Genomic DNA, 15085 nt, shown 5'->3' with positions numbered 1-15085 from the left:
CGGCAGTCGGCAAGACCGTATCGCTCACACCCGACTCACAATGCTGATCAGGATGTAAACGATGATCATCAGAACGAAGAAGGACAGGTCGAGTGCCACGCCCCCGAGACGCAACGGCGGGATGAACCGCCGCAGTAGCTTGAGCGGTGGATCGGTGACAGTGTAGGTGGCCTCCAGAACGACCACCATCGCCTTGCCTGGTTCCCATGACCGGGCGAACTGGAAGACGTAGTCCATGACCAACCGGAAGATCAGCACGATGAGGAAGCACATCAGCGCGATGTAGACCACATCCAGTGCGACGCTCATCTCCGCGCTTCCCTCTCCCCTTGCTCGCTTCTCGCCACCCGGCCACCCCGGCCGGTCGGTCGTTCCCGTTGTCGTGTCTCAGCTCTGGTTGAAGAACCCGCCCTCTGCAATACGGGCCTTGTCCTCCGCCGTGACATCGACGTTAGCAGGCGACAACAGGAACACCTTCTGCGTCACGCGCTCAATGCTGCCATGGAGACCGAACACCAGACCGGCCGCAAAGTCGACAAGTCGCTTGGCGTCCGTGTCATCCATCTCCGTGAGATTCATGATCACAGGGGTGCCCTCGCGGAAGTGTTCCCCGATGGTACGGGCCTCGTTGTAGGTGCGGGGGTGCAGCGTCGTGATGCGGTAAGGCTCCCGCTCGGACACGACCTTGGGCATGATCACCGGTGCGTTCTTCTCCAGACTCGGGCGTTCAGGTGTGATAGATGCCACGGGGGCAATTCGCGCCGGACGTCCGTTTTCTACCGGGAGCGAGAGCGGCTCACGCGGCGCCGGCGGCTGTGCGGTTCGAACCGGTTCGTCCTGCGGCACGGACTGGTGGGGAGGCTGGTGTCGGCGACGGTCCCGCTCCGGCTCCGGCTCGGGCTCGAACTCGTCGTCGGGGTCGAACCCCGGGCCGTCGTACCCATCGTCCTCCACGAGGCCGAGGTAGACCGCCATCTTGCGCATCGCGCCGGCCATGCTCTGAGTCCTCCGCTCTGTGGTGGATCGACTTCGTCACCAAGGGCACGTAGCGCACCAAGTTGCCCGCGATCCACGTGGTCTGCCCGTTCTTCAGTGGGAATGACCATATTTTCTGCTGTGGTCCGACTTGCTTGGCGACGTTACCCGAGCCTGGGTCGGACTCCGAGTACCGCAGTACCGACGCGCACATGTGTCGCACCGGCGGCCACGGCCTGTTCGAGGTCCCCACTCATTCCGGCCGACACCATGGTCGCAGCCGGATGGTGCGCGCGCAGGCGGGATGACAATTCCACCAGCCGCTCGAAAGCGTCCTGTTCACGCCCCGCGTAGGGACCGGACAACGGTGCGACGGTCATCAGACCGCCGAGGCGTAGACCGGGAGCCTGGGCGACGAGCGTCGCCAACTCCTCGATCTGGTCAGCCGCGGCGCCACCACGCGCACCACGGGTCCCCGATTCGGCATCGAGCGCCACCTGCACCAGGCAGTCGAGCTCCCGACCGGCCCGCTGTGCCGCGACAGAGAGGGCAGACACGAGCTTGGGGCGGTCGACGGACTGCACCACGTCCGCATAACTCACCACCGATCGCACCTTGTTCGTCTGCAACTGCCCGACGAAGTGCCAGGTCAATGGCAGGTCAACCGACGAGGCGGCCTTCGGCGCCGCCTCTTGGTCCTTGTTCTCAGCAACATGACGGACACCCAACTCCGCCAGCAGACGTACGTCGCTCGCCGGGTACGTCTTGGTGACCACGATCAGGGTCACTTCCTCCGGCTTGCGGCCGGCAGCGACACAGGCGGCCGAGATGCGCTCCTGCACCAGGGCCAGTTGGGAGGCGAGTTCAGCCTTACGGTCCGTCATGTCCTTTTCTTCTATCTCTTACGACTGTCCAGCCAGACATAGCCGGCGAGTCTGCCAGTGATCTTGTCACGGCGGTAGGAGAAATGGTCGCTCGATTCGAGCGTGCACACCGTGGAACGGCCCACATCGGTCACACCGACTCCGGTGAGCTGGGCATGTACGGCGCCGACCACGTCAACGGCCGGTGTGCCCCAGCTCGTCTCGGAGAAAGCGGCGGGCACCACCGCCGCCACTTCGTCCCGCATCTGCTCGGGGACCTCGTAGCAACGTCCGCAGACCGCCGGACCAGTACGGGCGACGATCCGGCCCGGCACCGCGCCGAGGCCGATCATTGCGTGGACCGCGGCCGGCACGACACCGGCCACCAGACCGGGCCGGCCGGCGTGGGCGGCTGCGGCCACTTGGGCCACCGGGTCCGCCAGCAGCACCGGGGTGCAGTCGGCGGTCAACACGGCGAGCGGCAGCCCCGGGGTGGCCGTGACCACGGCATCGACCGGGGGGATCTCTTCGGCCGAGGGCCACGGCTCGTTGACCACCGCGACATCTCGGCCGTGGACCTGGTTCATCCAGACGACCCGGTCGGGGTCGATCGCGAGCTCCCGGGCCGCCCGGACCCGGTTCTCCCGAACCGCATGCGCCCGGTCGCCGACGGCCCCACCGAGGTTGAGCCCGTCGTACGGAACGGCGCTCACCCCACCCCACCGGTCGGTGAAGGCGAAGTGGGCGCCGCCCACGTGGTACTGGTCGCTTATCACTTCAAGAAGTCCGGAACGTCCAGCTCCTCCGCGGGGCTGTCCGCGTACGGCCGGGCGGTGGGTACCTGCGGCGGCGCCACCGGAGCCGGCGCCTCGCTGGCAGGCGCGGGCTCGACAGGAGCCGCGCTCTCCTCGCGCGGGGTGACCGAGCCGAGACCTCCGAAGGCGGGGCGCGGCGCTTCGGGGGCGCGCACCGGGGCGGCGGGCTCCTCACGCTTGCTGGAGGCCGCGCCGATCACGTTGTCGCGGCGGGCCGGCGGCTGCCCGCCGTCGAAGCCTGCGGCAATGACGGTCACACGCACCTCGTCACCGAGGGCGTCGTCGATGACGGCGCCGAAGATGATGTTTGCCTCGGGGTGGGCGGCCTCGCTGACCAGTTGGGCTGCTTCGTTGATCTCGAAGAGGCCGAGGTCGGAACCACCGGAGATGGAGAGCAGCACGCCGCGCGCACCGTCGATGGAGGCCTCCAGCAGCGGCGAGGAGATCGCCATCTCGGCAGCGGCCACGGCACGGTCGTCGCCGCGCGCCGACCCGATCCCCATGAGAGCGGAACCCGCCTCTGACATCACGGACTTGACGTCGGCGAAGTCGAGGTTGATCAGACCCGGGGTGGTGATGAGGTCGGTGATGCCCTGAACGCCGGACAGCAGCACCTGGTCAGCGGACTTGAAGGCGTCCAGGACGCTGACCTGACGGTCCGAGATGGACAGCAGGCGGTCGTTGGGGATGACGATGAGGGTGTCGACCTCTTCGCGGAGCTCGGCGATGCCGTCTTCCGCCTGGTTCGCTCGACGACGGCCCTCGAAGGTGAAGGGGCGGGTGACCACGCCGATCGTCAGGGCGCCCAGCGAGCGGGCGATGTTGGCCACCACGGGAGCGCCGCCCGTGCCGGTGCCGCCACCCTCGCCGGCGGTGACGAAGACCATGTCGGCCCCCTTGAGGACCTCCTCGATCTCCTCGCGGTGGTCCTCTGCCGCCTTGCGGCCGACTGCCGGGTTGGCTCCGGCGCCGAGGCCCCGGGTGAGTTCGCGGCCGACGTCGAGTTTGACGTCGGCGTCGCTCATCAACAGCGCCTGTGCGTCGGTGTTGATCGCGATGAACTCGACACCCTTGAGACCGACCTCGATCATTCGGTTGATGGCATTGACACCACCGCCGCCGACACCGATGACCTTGATGACTGCGAGGTAGTTCTGCGGTGCTGCCACGTCGAAGGCCTCTCGCCTCGATTTACTTGTCGACGCCTCGCGGGCCTGCGTTGCGACGACTGATGCCGAAATAGTGGGGCGGTCCGAACGCCGACCCGAACCCTAACCCTGAAGTTTAGGGTTACCGGTGTGTCTGTCCCTTGAACTCTTCCGAACAGGACACTAAGTCGACAAGTGGCGCGCGTTCAACGAACACGCCGAACCTCCCGTTTTTCTTTTCACCCTATGTGATCACCCATATCGCTGGCCAACCAGGGTGCTGCCCCGTTCGACCGCGCGTCAACTCCCCGACACCGCAGGGGCGGTAGGGGCGCTCACGTCAAAGCGACGGCCATCGGGCGCCACCTTCAACAACGCGCTCAGCGCGCGCGCCTTCGCCGCCCCCTGCTCCCCGCTGCCCCAGACCACCTTCCGGCTCCGAGTCAACTCCAGTACCACCGAATCGTACGAGGACACCTGGATCACCCGGGTGTCCCTGGCCACGACCGGTGGCAGGGACCCGGCGACGTCCACCGCCTCATGCAGTAGCCGTTGCTCGTCGAACCGGCGGAGGCTGGGCGAGCGCCGGGCATCGAGCTCCAGAAGCGGAATCCCCTTCGGCGGCTTGGACACCGTGGCGAATCGCACACCCGCGGCGTCCACTTCGAGGAACTCGGCGCCCCTGGCGACCAACAGAACGGGCTTACGTTCCGTCACTTTCAGCCCGATTCCGTGCGGCCAGGCCCGAACCACTTCGACTGACTCGATCCGCGGCAAATGGCTCAGCAGTCGCGACTCGATCACAGCCGTATCGATCGACGCCAGGGGTGACCCCAGCGGCACGGCCGCCGCCTCCCGCACCTGACGGGGCGTCAATACCTCGGTGCCAGCGACCCCGACCCGCTCCACCCTCAGCCATTGCGATCCGTAGAGCACCCAGGCCGCGGCCCCGGCGAACAGGGCCGCGGCGGCGAGGGCAAGGACGGCCCTCAACGGCACCGGCCCGATCCGCCGCGGGCCGGCGGGCTTTGGATCGCTGGACGAGGAGCCGCCCGATCTCGTCTTCCCCTTGGGTCCGCCCTGGGGGGGATCGGCCTTGCCGCGTTGCGCGGTCCTCGCTCCGGCCACCTGGTGTGCCTCCTGCGTCAGCGGTTCCTGTGTGCGGCGATCGCCTCGTAGACCATGGCGACCAGCAGGTCGTCGGCGTCCCTACGACCGAACTCGGCGGCGGCACGGGACATCTCGTACAGCCGGTGCGGGTCGGCCAGTACCGGAACGACGTTGCCCTGAACCCATTCGGGGGTCAGTTCCGCGTCATCGACCAGCAGTCCACCGCCGGCCTTGACCACCGGTTGGGCGTTGAGCCGCTGTTCACCGTTGCCGATGGGCAGCGGCACATAGGCGGCGGGCAGCCCGACGGCGGAGAGTTCGGCGACGGTCATCGCGCCGGCACGGCAGAGCATCATGTCCGCCGCGGCATAGGCGAGATCCATCCGGTCCACGTACGGTACCGGTACGTAGGGGGGCATTCCCGGCATGTTGTCCACATGCGGCAATTCGTTCTTCGGACCCACGGCGTGCAGAATCTGGATTCCCGATCGCTGGAGCACCGGGGCGACCTGCTGGATGACCTCGTTGAGCCGGCGAGCGCCCTGGGAACCACCGGAAACCAGCAGGGTCGGCAGGTTCGGATCCAGACCGAAGGCGGCCCGCGCCTCGGGCCGGACCGCGGCCCGGTCCAAAGTGGCGATGGAGCGGCGCAGCGGGATGCCGATGTAGCGGGCATCGCGGAGCTTGCTGTCCGGAGTGGACACCGCCACTCCCGCCGCATAGCGGGAGCCGATCTTGTTGGCGAGACCGGGGCGGGCGTTCGCCTCGTGGACGATGATCGGCACCCCGAGCCGCTTGGCCGCCAGGTACCCGGGCAGCGCCACGTAGCCGCCGAAACCAACCACGCAGTCGGCCTTGGTCCGCTCCAGGATCTGCTCGGCCGCCTTGATGGTGCCGCGCAGCCGACCCGGAACGGTGATCAGCTCAGGCGTGGGCTTGCGCGGCAGCGGAACCGCCGGGATGAGTCCCAACTCGTAGCCCCGTTCCGGGACCAGACGGGTCTCCAGGCCACGCTCCGTACCGAGGGCAGTGATGCCCACGGACGGATCGTGCCTGCGCAGGGCGTCCGCGAGGGCGAGCGCCGGCTCGATGTGGCCGGCGGTCCCCCCACCGGCGAGTACGACATGCACCGAATTTCACCGCTCTCCGGACGGACGCTTCTTGACGCGCCGTCTCATCGACTTCCATCTCAGCCCCGCCCGCTTTCGACCGAGGACCGGCCGGCGCATGGCGAGTGCCGCACGCGCCGCCGGCTCCTCTCGCGCGAACGCGATGAGTAGGCCTACGGCGAACATGGTCGGCAGCAGGGCCGATCCTCCGTAAGAGAACAGCGGGAGGGGGACACCGGCGATCGGCAACAGGCCGAGCACCGCACCGATGTTGATCACGGCTTGAGCCATGATCCAGGTGGTCACGCCTCCCGCGGCGTACCTCACGAAGGGATCCTCCGTGCGTCCGGCCACGCGGATACCCGCATAGCCTAGAGCCGCGAACAGGGAGAGTACCGACAGTGTCCCTGCCAGACCGAGTTCCTCCCCGGTTACGGCGAAGATGAAGTCGGTGTGGGCTTCAGGTAGTTGGCCCCATTTTTCCACACTCGCGCCGAGGCCGGAACCAAACCATCCGCCCGAGGCGAGGGCGAAGATGCCGTGCACGGCCTGCCAGCACTCCCCCTTGGGCCCCAGGTCGGTCGCCCCGATACAGGAGAGCCTCTCCAGCCGGTGGGCACTCGTCTTGATCAGCAGGGCCACCACGACGCCCGCCAGGGCCAGTACGCCGATGAACATCCGGGTCGGGGCCCCGGCCACCCAGAGGAGGCCGAAGAGGATTGCGGTGAGGATCATGGCGGTTCCCATGTCACCGCCGAGCATGATGAGACCGAGCAGCAGGAAGGTCACCGGTACCAGGGGCACCAGCAGGTGTTTCCACTGACTCAGCAACTTCTTGTCGCCCTTACGAGCCAGCAGGTCCGCACCCCACAAGATGAGCGCGAGCTTGCCGAACTCGCTGGGCTGGAGCATGAACGGGCCGCCGAGGGAGATCCAGTTCTGGTTGCCCTTGACGTCCACTCCTATCCCCGGGACCTGGACCAGGATCATCAGGAACACCGTGCCGGCGAGCAGCGGGTAGGAGAACGCCCGGTGGAGTTTGACCGGCATCCGGGAGGCGATCAGCAACAGGCCGGCGCCGATGGTGGCCGCCAGGAACTGCTTCTGGAAGAAGTACGAGGCACTCAGGCCCAGCCCGAGCGCGAAGATCATCGAGGCCGAGTAGACCATGATCAAGCCGAGCACCGTGATCAGCAGTGCGCTGCCGAGAATCAGGTAGTAGGCGGTCAGCGGCCGGTCCCAGGCCCGCTGGAGCTGGCGGTGCGTACGCCTCAGCCGTTCCAGCGGCCCAGGCCGCCCGGAGCCCGGCGGGAACGGCGTGCGCCGCCGGCCCTGGGCCCTTGGTGCCGACGGCCGTCGCCCGGTGAGGATGCGCTGGGGCGGCATAGGTCTGTTCCCCTCCACTCGATACGGGGTCCGAGCAGCCGGTCGGACAGACCCGCCGGCCCGTGGCTAAGCCCCGTGACCGGTGGCCAGTTCCCGTACCGCGTCGGCGAAGGCGTCACCGCGCTGGTTGTAGTCGGTGAACATGTCCATCGAGGCGCAAGCCGGGGCCAGCAGTACCGTGTCGCCGGGCTGGGCGAGCCGGGCGGCTTCCCGGACGGCGGCAAGCATCGCCCCAGTGTCGGCCCGGTCGAGCTCCACGACCGGGACTTCCGGGGCGTGTCGCGCCAGCGCTGCGCGGATGAGTTCCCGATCCGCGCCGATCAGCACGGCGCCGCGCAGCCGCTCGGCGGAACCCCGCACCAGCTCGTCGAAGGTCGCGCCCTTCGCCAGACCTCCGGCGATCCACACGATCGGATCGTAGGCGGCCAGTGAGGCCTGAGCGGCGTGCGTGTTGGTGGCCTTGGAATCGTCCACGTACACCACCCCGTCGATTTCGGCGACTCGTGCGATGCGGTGGGCGTCCGGGCGGAAGGCCCGCAGGCCCTCGCGCACCGCCCGCGGCTCGACGCCGAAGGCTCGGGCGAGAGCTGCCGCGGCCAGCGCGTTGGCGATGTTGTGCGGGGCCGGCGGATTGACGTCACCGACCTCGGCGAGTTCCTGCGCGTTGCGGTGGCGATCCGCGACGAAGGCCCGGTCCACCAGGATTCCGTCGACCACACCGAACATCGACGGCCCCGGGGCGCCCAGGGTGAAGCCGATCGCCCGGCAGCCCTCTACGACGTCGGCCCCGACCACCAGGTCCTCAGTGGCCCGGTCGGCCACGTTGTAGACGCAGGCGACCTCGTTGCCCTCGTAGACACGGCCCTTGTCGGCGGCGTAGGAGGCCATCGAACCATGCCAGTCCAGATGGTCGGGCGCCAGGTTGAGGACCACCGCGGAGTGGGCTCGCACCGAAGGAGCCCAGTGCAGTTGGTAGCTGGAGAGCTCGACGGCGAGGACGTCGTAGCGCTCGGCTCCGCGGACCACGTCGATGATCGGCGTGCCGATGTTGCCGACGGCCGTGGTGCGCAGGCCGGCCGCGGCAAGGATCGACGCCAGCATCTGGGTGGTGGTGGTCTTGCCGTTGGTCCCCGTGACGGCGAGCCACGGTGCCGCGTCCGGACCACGCAACCGCCAGGCGATCTCGACGTCCCCGACCACCTCGACGCCCGCTTCGGCGGCAGCCTCGAACAGCGGGCTCGTGGGCTTCCAGCCCGGAGAGGTGACGACCAGTTCGGTGCCCTCGGGAAGGGTACGGGCATCCCCGAGACGAACGGTGACGCCCTGCGCTTGCAGTTCTGCGGCGCGGCTACGCAGGGCTTCGCCATCGCCGCCGTCGACCACGGTCACCCTGGCACCGAGGTCCGCCAGGGCGCGTGCGGCGCTGACGCCGCTCACACCGAGACCGGCGACGGTGACGTTCATGCCCTGCCAGTCGTGCGAGGAGGTCACTTCTCGGCTGCCCATCCCGCGTAGAAGAGGCCGAGTCCGACGATGACGCACATGCCCTGGATGATCCAGAAGCGGACCACCACCAAGACCTCGGACCAACCCTTGAGTTCGAAGTGATGCTGGAGCGGGGCCATCCGGAAGACCCGCTTCCCGGTCAGCCGGAACGATCCGACCTGGATCACCACGGACATGGTGATCAGAACGAACAAACCACCGAGGAGGGCGAGCAGCAGTTCGGTGCGGGAGCAGATCGCGAGGCCGGCGAGGGCACCGCCGAGAGCCAGCGAACCGGTGTCACCCATGAAGATCTTGGCGGGTGAGGTGTTCCACCACAGGAACCCGAAGCACGCGCCCATCAGAGCGGAGGCCACGATCGCGAGGTCGAGGGGGTCACGCACCTCGAAGCAGGCGGCGGGGTTGGTGAGGGTCTGCGCGTTGGCGCAGGACTCCTGGTACTGCCACACCCCGATGAAGGTGTACGCACCGAAGACCATGACCGATGCGCCGGTGGCGAGGCCGTCGAGGCCGTCGGTGAGGTTCACTCCGTTCGACATGGCCAAGATCATGAACAGCGCCCAGACCACGAACAGCACCGGCCCGATCGACCAGCCGAAGTCCATCACGAACGACAGCTTGGTGGAGGCGGGGGCGTTGCCGCGGGAGTCGGAGAACTGGAGCGCGAGCACGGCGAAGGCGATGCCGACGATCAGCTGTCCCGCCATCTTGGCCTTGGCCCGCAGGCCCAGGGATCGCTGCTTGACGATCTTGATGTAATCGTCGAGGAAGCCGACCAGGCCCATGCCCGCCATCAGGAAGAGGACCAGGAGCCCGGAGAAGGTGGGCTCGCTGGAGGTGATCACCTTGGTCAGCGCATAGGCGATGAGCGTGGCCAGGATGAAGGAGATGCCGCCCATGGTGGGCGTGCCCTTCTTCCCGGCGTGACCACGCGGGCCGTCGTCCCGGATGAACTGGCCGTAGCCCTTGCGGGCGAGGAGCTTGATCAGCAGGGGGGTGCCGATCAGGGTCAGGAAGAGTCCGATGACCCCTGCGAAGAGGATCTGCCTCATCGGCCGGCGACCTCGCCCTCGGCGCCACCCTCAAGTAGCGACTGCGCGACCCGTTCCAGTCCGATCGACCTGGAAGCCTTCACCAGCACGACGTCTCCCGCGCGCAGTTCACTGCGCAACAGGTCGATCGCCGCCTGTGCGTCGGACACGAGCACCGACTCCTCACCCCACGAACCCTCGTTATATGCGCCCAGTTGCAGCCAGGACGCTTCCCGGCCCCCGACCGCCACCAACTTGCTCACGTTGAGCCGGACGACCAGACGTCCGACCGCGTCGTGTTCGGCGAGCGAGTCGTCTCCGAGCTCGGCCATCGGGCCGAGTACCGCCCACGTGCGGCCCCCCTTCGCCCTGGCGGCCTCGCCCATGGCGACCAGTGCGCGCAGGGCGGCCCGCATGGACTCCGGGTTCGCGTTGTAGGCGTCGTTGACGATCGTTACGCCATCCGCCCGCTCGGTCACCTCCATGCGCCACCGCGAGAGCGTGCCCGCCTTCGAGAGCGCGACCGCGATCTCCTGGGCGGACATGCCCACGACATGGGCGACGGCGGCAGCGGCGAGCGCGTTCGACACGTGGTGCTCACCGTACAGCCGCAAGGTCACCTCGCTGCACCCGGTGGGGGTGTGCAGCGTGAAGGACGGCTGACCGCCGGGCGTCAACCGCACCTCGCTGGCCCGTACCTGAGCCTCTTCGGCCTCGCCGAACAGGATCGTGCGGGCCCGGGTTCGGCTGGCCATCGCACGCACCAACGGGTCGTCCGCGTTGAGCACGGCGACGCCCTGCGCGTCCGCCGGCGGCAACGCCTCGACCAACTCCCCCTTGGCCTGGGCGATCTGCTCGCGACCGCCGAACTCGCCGATGTGGGCGGTACCGACGTTCAGCACCAGGCCGATCCGGGGCGGAGTCAAACTCGTGAGGTAGTTGATGTGGCCGATACCGCGGGCGCCCATCTCCAGAACGAGGTAACGGGTTTCCTCCTGCGCGCGCAACGCCGTCAGCGGCAGGCCGATCTCGTTGTTGAGCGATCCGGGGGTCCACACGGTGGGGGCGTGGTCGTGGAGTACCTGGGCGATCAGGTCCTTGGTGGAGGTCTTGCCCGCCGAGCCGGTCAGGGCGATGATCTCGACGCCCAGCCGCTCGACCACGGAACGGGCGAGGGCCCCGAGGGCCACCTCCACGTCCTCGACCACGATCGCGGGAACCCCGACCGGGCGGGTGGCGAGTACCGCCACGGCCCCGGCAGCAGTTGCCTTTGCCGCGTAGTCATGGCCGTCGACGTGCTCCCCGCGAAAGGCTGCGAAGAGACTGCCCGCCACCACGTGGCGGGAGTCGATGACCACGGGTCCCGTGACGCGTGCCGACGGATCCGGTATGTCGTGTTGCCGCCCGCCGGTGAGTTCGGCGATCTCGGCGAGGGAGAGAGCGATCACTGTTTCACCTCGGCCTGTGCGGCATCGAGTCCATGGGTGCGCAGCCGTTCGGTGATCGCGGTGCGCAACACCTCGCGGTCGTCGAACGGGCGCACCACTCCAGCGGTGTCCTGTCCCTGCTCGTGGCCCTTGCCGGCGACCAGCACGGTGTCGTCCGCCGTGGCCCGGGCGACGGCTGCGGCGATGGCTGCGGCCCGGTCGGACTCGACCAGGACGTCCCCGCGCTCACCGGCCGGGACCGAGGCCGCGCCTTCCAACATGGCGCTCAGGATGCGCAACGGATCCTCCGAACGCGGGTTGTCCGAAGTCAGCACCGCGGTGTCGGCGAGTCGAGCGGCTGCTGCCCCCATCGGCCCACGCTTGGTGGTGTCACGGTCGCCACCACAGCCGATCACGATGTGCAGCCGCCCCTTGGTGACTTCACGCAGGGCGCGCAGTACCGATTCGACGGCGTCGGTCTTGTGCGCGTAGTCGACGACGGCCAGGTACGGCTGTCCGGCGTCCACCCGCTCCAACCGCCCGGGTACGCCCGGGACGGCGGCGACACCGTCGGCCGCCCGCTGCGCGTCGAGTCCGGCGGCGGCCAGGGTGACGATCGCGGCCAAGGTGTTGGCCACGTTGAACGGTCCGGGCAGCGGGGCGGTGGCACGCACCCGCTCTCCCTTGGGCCCCACTGCCGTGAAGGTGCTGCCCAGGGGCCCGACTTCGAGGTCCTCGGCCCGCCAGTCGGCGCCCGGGGCACCCGTGGCGGAGAAGGTGACGACCGGTACGCCCGCCTCCGATACGAGTCGGCGGCCGTAGTCGTCATCGAGATTGACCACACCGAGCCGGCTGCGTTCAGGCGTGAACAACCGTGCCTTCGCCCCGAAGTAGTCCTCCATGTCGGAGTGGAACTCCATGTGCTCGGGGCTGAGGTTGTTGAACACGGCCACGTCAAACAAGCAGCCGTCCACCCGACCGAGCACCAGGGCGTGGCTGGAGACCTCCATGGCCACCGCGTCGACGCCGCGTTCGCGCATCACGCCGAACAGGGCTTGCAGGTCGGTGGCCTCGGGGGTGGTCCGCTCGGACTTGATGCGCTCGTCGCCGACCCGCATCTCCACGGTCCCGATGAGCCCGGTGTGGTGGCCGGCGCCACGCAGCCCGCCCTCGACGAGATAGGCGGTGGTGGTCTTCCCGGAAGTGCCGGTGATACCGATCTTCAGCATTCCGGCGCTGGGTCGGCCGTAGATCTCGGCAGCCAGCTCGCCCATACGACCGCGCGGGTCCTCGACGGCCAGCACGGGCAGCCCGGTCCGGGCGGCACGAGCAGCACCCGTGGGGTCGGTGAGGATGGCGGCTGCCCCCAGGCCCGCTGCCTGGGCGGCGTATTCGGCGCCGTGGGTGCGTGCGCCGGGGAGGGCCGCGTAGAGGTCACCGGGGCGTACGGCTCGCGAGTCGTGGGTGATGCCGGTGACCTCGACGGGTTCCGGACCCGCTTGCGCCGCGTCACGTCCCAGCAGCGTCGCCAGGCGCGCAAGCGGAGTCGGCTTCGGGGTCGTCGGCCGGGGCGCTCCCGGCTGCGTTGCCGGGGCTTCCTTCGGTGTGGTTCGGGGCTGATCAGCGTGGGGCACGGCGGTGAGCGTACCGGGCGTACCGGGCCCGTTGCGAAGTGAGGTGGCCGGGTCGTCTTGGTTCCCGGGGTTCTGGGTGATCGTCGTCACTGCTGTGTCACCGGCCTGGCTCGAAAGTAACCGGAAGCCCGGCGGGGGCAGCTCCGGTGGGTGGGATCTGGAGGGTTTTGAGTGCGAATTCCATGACCTGCTTGTAGATGGGTCCACAGATCTGGCCGCCGAAGTAGCTCCCCTTGGTGGGGTTCTGGATCGCGCAGTACACGGTGATCCGCGGCTTGTCCGCCGGTGCGAATCCGGCGAAGGAAGCCGTGTAGCCCTTGTACCGTCCCGTGGCCGGATCCACTCGGTTGGAGGTTCCGGTCTTGCCACCCACCCGGTAGCCGGGGATGCGCGCCTTGGTGCCCGTGCCCTCTCGGTCGTCGACCACCGATTCGAGCATCGCGGCAAGGCTCTTTGCCGTCTTCTCGCTGATGACGCGGGTCTTCTCAGGCGCCTTGGCGGGAACGAAACGGCCGTCTGGGCCCTTGGTCCCCCGGACCAGGGTCGGCTCGATCCTTACGCCGCCGTTGGCGATCGTGGAGTACACGGAAGCCGCCTGCATGGCGTTGACGGACAGGCCCTGGCCGAACGGGATCGTGTACTGCTGCGAAGTCGACCAGTCTTGGGGGGCGGCGAGGATGCCTCGGGACTCGCCGGGGTAGCCGAGTCCGGTGGGCCTGCCGATGCCGAACTTGGTCAGGTAGGAGTGGAGCACCTTGTTGGCCTCGGGCTGAGTAGGACCGAGTTGCCCGGTGGCGAGGATCGTTCCGATGTTGCTGGACTTGGCGAGCACCCCGTTGAGGGTGAGATACCAGGTCGGGTGGTCGATGTCGTCCTTGAACAGCCGGTCGCCACGGTGCAGGCGGTTGGGTACGGTCACCCGGGTGTCAGGGGTGGCCTTCTCCTCTTCCAGGACGGCTGCCATCGACATCACCTTGGCGGTGGACCCGGGTTCGTACACGTCTTGCAGGGCGGCGTTGCCCAGTGCGGCGGAACTGGCCTTGGACAGGTCGTTGGGATCGAAACCGGGAGCGTTGGCCATGGCCAGGACCTCGCCAGTGAGAGTGTCCTGGACGATCACATAGCCCCGGTCCGCCTGGGATTCGGCCACCTGACGGGTGATCGCGTTCTGCGCGGCCCACTGGATGTCGCGGTCGATGGTCAGCTCGATGTCCGAGCCGGGGACGGCGGGCTTCTCCCGGGAACCCGCCGTGGGTACGCGCCGGCCGCCGGACTGGGCGTAGCTCAGTTCCCCGTCCCGACCGGCGAGTTTGCGGTCCAGGGCTGACTCCAGCCCGCCGGCGCCCTTGCCCTCGGCGTTCACGTAACCCAGTATCCCGGCGGCGAGTTCTCCGTTGGGGTACACCCGCTTGCTGCTGGGCTCCTGGAAGACCCCGGCCAACACGTTGGCGCCGGGGCCGTTGCGCCGACGGTCCGCCGCCGCCTTCTCGGCGAAGACGCTTCTGAGGTCCTTGATCTGGTTCCAGACCTGCGGGGTCTGTCTGCGTGCCAGGACCACATACCGGGTCTTGGGGGTCTTCAACCGGGCGGTGATCTCCTTCACGTCCTTGTTGAGGATCGGCGCCAGGAGCGCCGCGGCCTGCTCGGGAGCGTCCGGCGCCTTGGACTGCTTGGGCGTGAACATCGTCGGGTCGGCCGTGATGTCGTACGCGTCCACGCTGGTGGCCAGCGCGATGCCCCTGCGGTCGGTGATCCGCCCGCGCTCTGCGGCCAGGGTGTAGGTCGCGTAGCGGTTGCGCTCCGCCTTCGCGGCCAGCGGCGCGGCGTCCACGGCCTGCACCTGCAGGAGCCGCACGACGAAGGCGAGGAGCACCAGGGTCAGGCCGAGCGAGACGAGCCGCAACCGGGGGCGCGGGTTGCCGAGTTGGATGGCCTTGGCCGGCGGCCGGGTGCGACTGCCCGTCCGCCGGCCGGCCGGGCGGGGGACGTGACGGGATCCGGGGCGTCGGCTCGCGGGTGCCGGGACCCGCCGCGGAGGTTCCTTGGCGCTCACCGGAACACCTGCACGGTGTGGCGGCAGG

General features: G+C 68.6%; 13 protein-coding genes. All 13 read right to left on the bottom strand.

Going from position 1 to position 15085, the window contains the following annotated elements:
• Positions 1–24 precede the first annotated feature (24 nt).
• A complete protein-coding gene (locus tag ACFYMC_RS22615; RefSeq protein WP_388528207.1) occupies positions 25–309 on the bottom strand; it encodes a YggT family protein in 285 nt (94 codons plus the stop codon).
• Between the two features lie 78 nt (positions 310–387).
• Positions 388–996: a cell division protein SepF gene (locus ACFYMC_RS22610; protein WP_388528205.1), complete on the bottom strand. Its 609-nt coding sequence runs from the start codon at positions 994–996 to the stop codon at positions 388–390.
• A 143-nt stretch (positions 997–1139) separates the two neighbouring features.
• A complete protein-coding gene (locus ACFYMC_RS22605; protein ID WP_388528203.1) occupies positions 1140–1859 on the bottom strand; it encodes a YggS family pyridoxal phosphate-dependent enzyme in 720 nt (239 codons plus the stop codon).
• Between the two features lie 11 nt (positions 1860–1870).
• Positions 1871–2593, bottom strand: a complete 723-nt coding sequence (pgeF, locus tag ACFYMC_RS22600) for a peptidoglycan editing factor PgeF (protein WP_388528241.1) — start codon at positions 2591–2593, stop codon at positions 1871–1873.
• Positions 2594–2610: 17 nt separating this feature from the next.
• Positions 2611–3894, bottom strand: coding sequence for a cell division protein FtsZ (gene ftsZ / locus ACFYMC_RS22595; protein ID WP_388528239.1), 1284 nt, complete (start codon positions 3892–3894; stop codon positions 2611–2613).
• 207 nt (positions 3895–4101) lie between these two features.
• Positions 4102–4929 (bottom strand): cell division protein FtsQ/DivIB, encoded by an 828-nt coding sequence (locus ACFYMC_RS22590; protein ID WP_388528201.1) that lies wholly within the window; start codon positions 4927–4929, stop codon positions 4102–4104.
• A 17-nt stretch (positions 4930–4946) separates the two neighbouring features.
• Positions 4947–6041, bottom strand: coding sequence for an undecaprenyldiphospho-muramoylpentapeptide beta-N-acetylglucosaminyltransferase (gene murG, locus ACFYMC_RS22585; RefSeq protein ID WP_388528199.1), 1095 nt, complete (start codon positions 6039–6041; stop codon positions 4947–4949).
• A gap of 6 nt (positions 6042–6047) precedes the next feature.
• Positions 6048–7406, bottom strand: coding sequence for a putative lipid II flippase FtsW (gene ftsW, locus ACFYMC_RS22580; protein WP_388528198.1), 1359 nt, complete (start codon positions 7404–7406; stop codon positions 6048–6050).
• 66 nt (positions 7407–7472) lie between these two features.
• On the bottom strand, positions 7473–8912 hold the full coding sequence (murD, locus tag ACFYMC_RS22575; RefSeq protein ID WP_388528196.1) for a UDP-N-acetylmuramoyl-L-alanine--D-glutamate ligase: 1440 nt from the start codon (positions 8910–8912) through the stop codon (positions 7473–7475).
• Positions 8894–9964 (bottom strand): phospho-N-acetylmuramoyl-pentapeptide-transferase, encoded by a 1071-nt coding sequence (mraY, locus tag ACFYMC_RS22570; protein WP_388528194.1) that lies wholly within the window; start codon positions 9962–9964, stop codon positions 8894–8896. The genes murD and mraY overlap by 19 nt, the downstream gene beginning before the upstream one ends.
• A complete protein-coding gene (gene murF / locus ACFYMC_RS22565) occupies positions 9961–11391 on the bottom strand; it encodes a UDP-N-acetylmuramoyl-tripeptide--D-alanyl-D-alanine ligase (RefSeq protein WP_388528193.1) in 1431 nt (476 codons plus the stop codon). Before murF ends, mraY begins: the two co-directional genes overlap by 4 nt.
• Positions 11388–13094, bottom strand: coding sequence for a UDP-N-acetylmuramoyl-L-alanyl-D-glutamate--2,6-diaminopimelate ligase (locus ACFYMC_RS22560; protein ID WP_388528191.1), 1707 nt, complete (start codon positions 13092–13094; stop codon positions 11388–11390). The genes murF and ACFYMC_RS22560 overlap by 4 nt, the downstream gene beginning before the upstream one ends.
• 7 nt (positions 13095–13101) lie before the next feature.
• Positions 13102–15057, bottom strand: a complete 1956-nt coding sequence (locus ACFYMC_RS22555; RefSeq protein WP_388528189.1) for a peptidoglycan D,D-transpeptidase FtsI family protein — start codon at positions 15055–15057, stop codon at positions 13102–13104.
• Positions 15058–15085 lie beyond the last annotated feature (28 nt).

Origin of the sequence: Streptomyces sp. NPDC006879 (assembly GCF_042869595.1) — a bacterium.
In the GTDB taxonomy this organism is placed as follows: domain Bacteria; phylum Actinomycetota; class Actinomycetes; order Streptomycetales; family Streptomycetaceae; genus Streptomyces.
The sequence above is the reverse complement of the archived record's forward strand: the minus strand, read 5'-3'. Positions and strand labels throughout refer to the sequence as shown.

Bases quoted from the DNA above. Each gene is read 5' to 3' on its own strand.
- ftsW (WP_388528198.1), bottom strand. From the start codon at position 7,406: ATGCCGCCCCAGCGCATCCTCACCGGGCGACGGCCGTCGGCACCAAGG.
- murD (WP_388528196.1), bottom strand. From the start codon at position 8,912: ATGGGCAGCCGAGAAGTGACCTCCTCGCACGACTGGCAGGGCATGAAC.
- mraY (WP_388528194.1), bottom strand. From the start codon at position 9,964: ATGAGGCAGATCCTCTTCGCAGGGGTCATCGGACTCTTCCTGACCCTG.
- ACFYMC_RS22605 (WP_388528203.1), bottom strand. From the start codon at position 1,859: ATGACGGACCGTAAGGCTGAACTCGCCTCCCAACTGGCCCTGGTGCAG.
- ACFYMC_RS22610 (WP_388528205.1), bottom strand. From the start codon at position 996: ATGGCCGGCGCGATGCGCAAGATGGCGGTCTACCTCGGCCTCGTGGAG.
- ACFYMC_RS22615 (WP_388528207.1), bottom strand. From the start codon at position 309: ATGAGCGTCGCACTGGATGTGGTCTACATCGCGCTGATGTGCTTCCTC.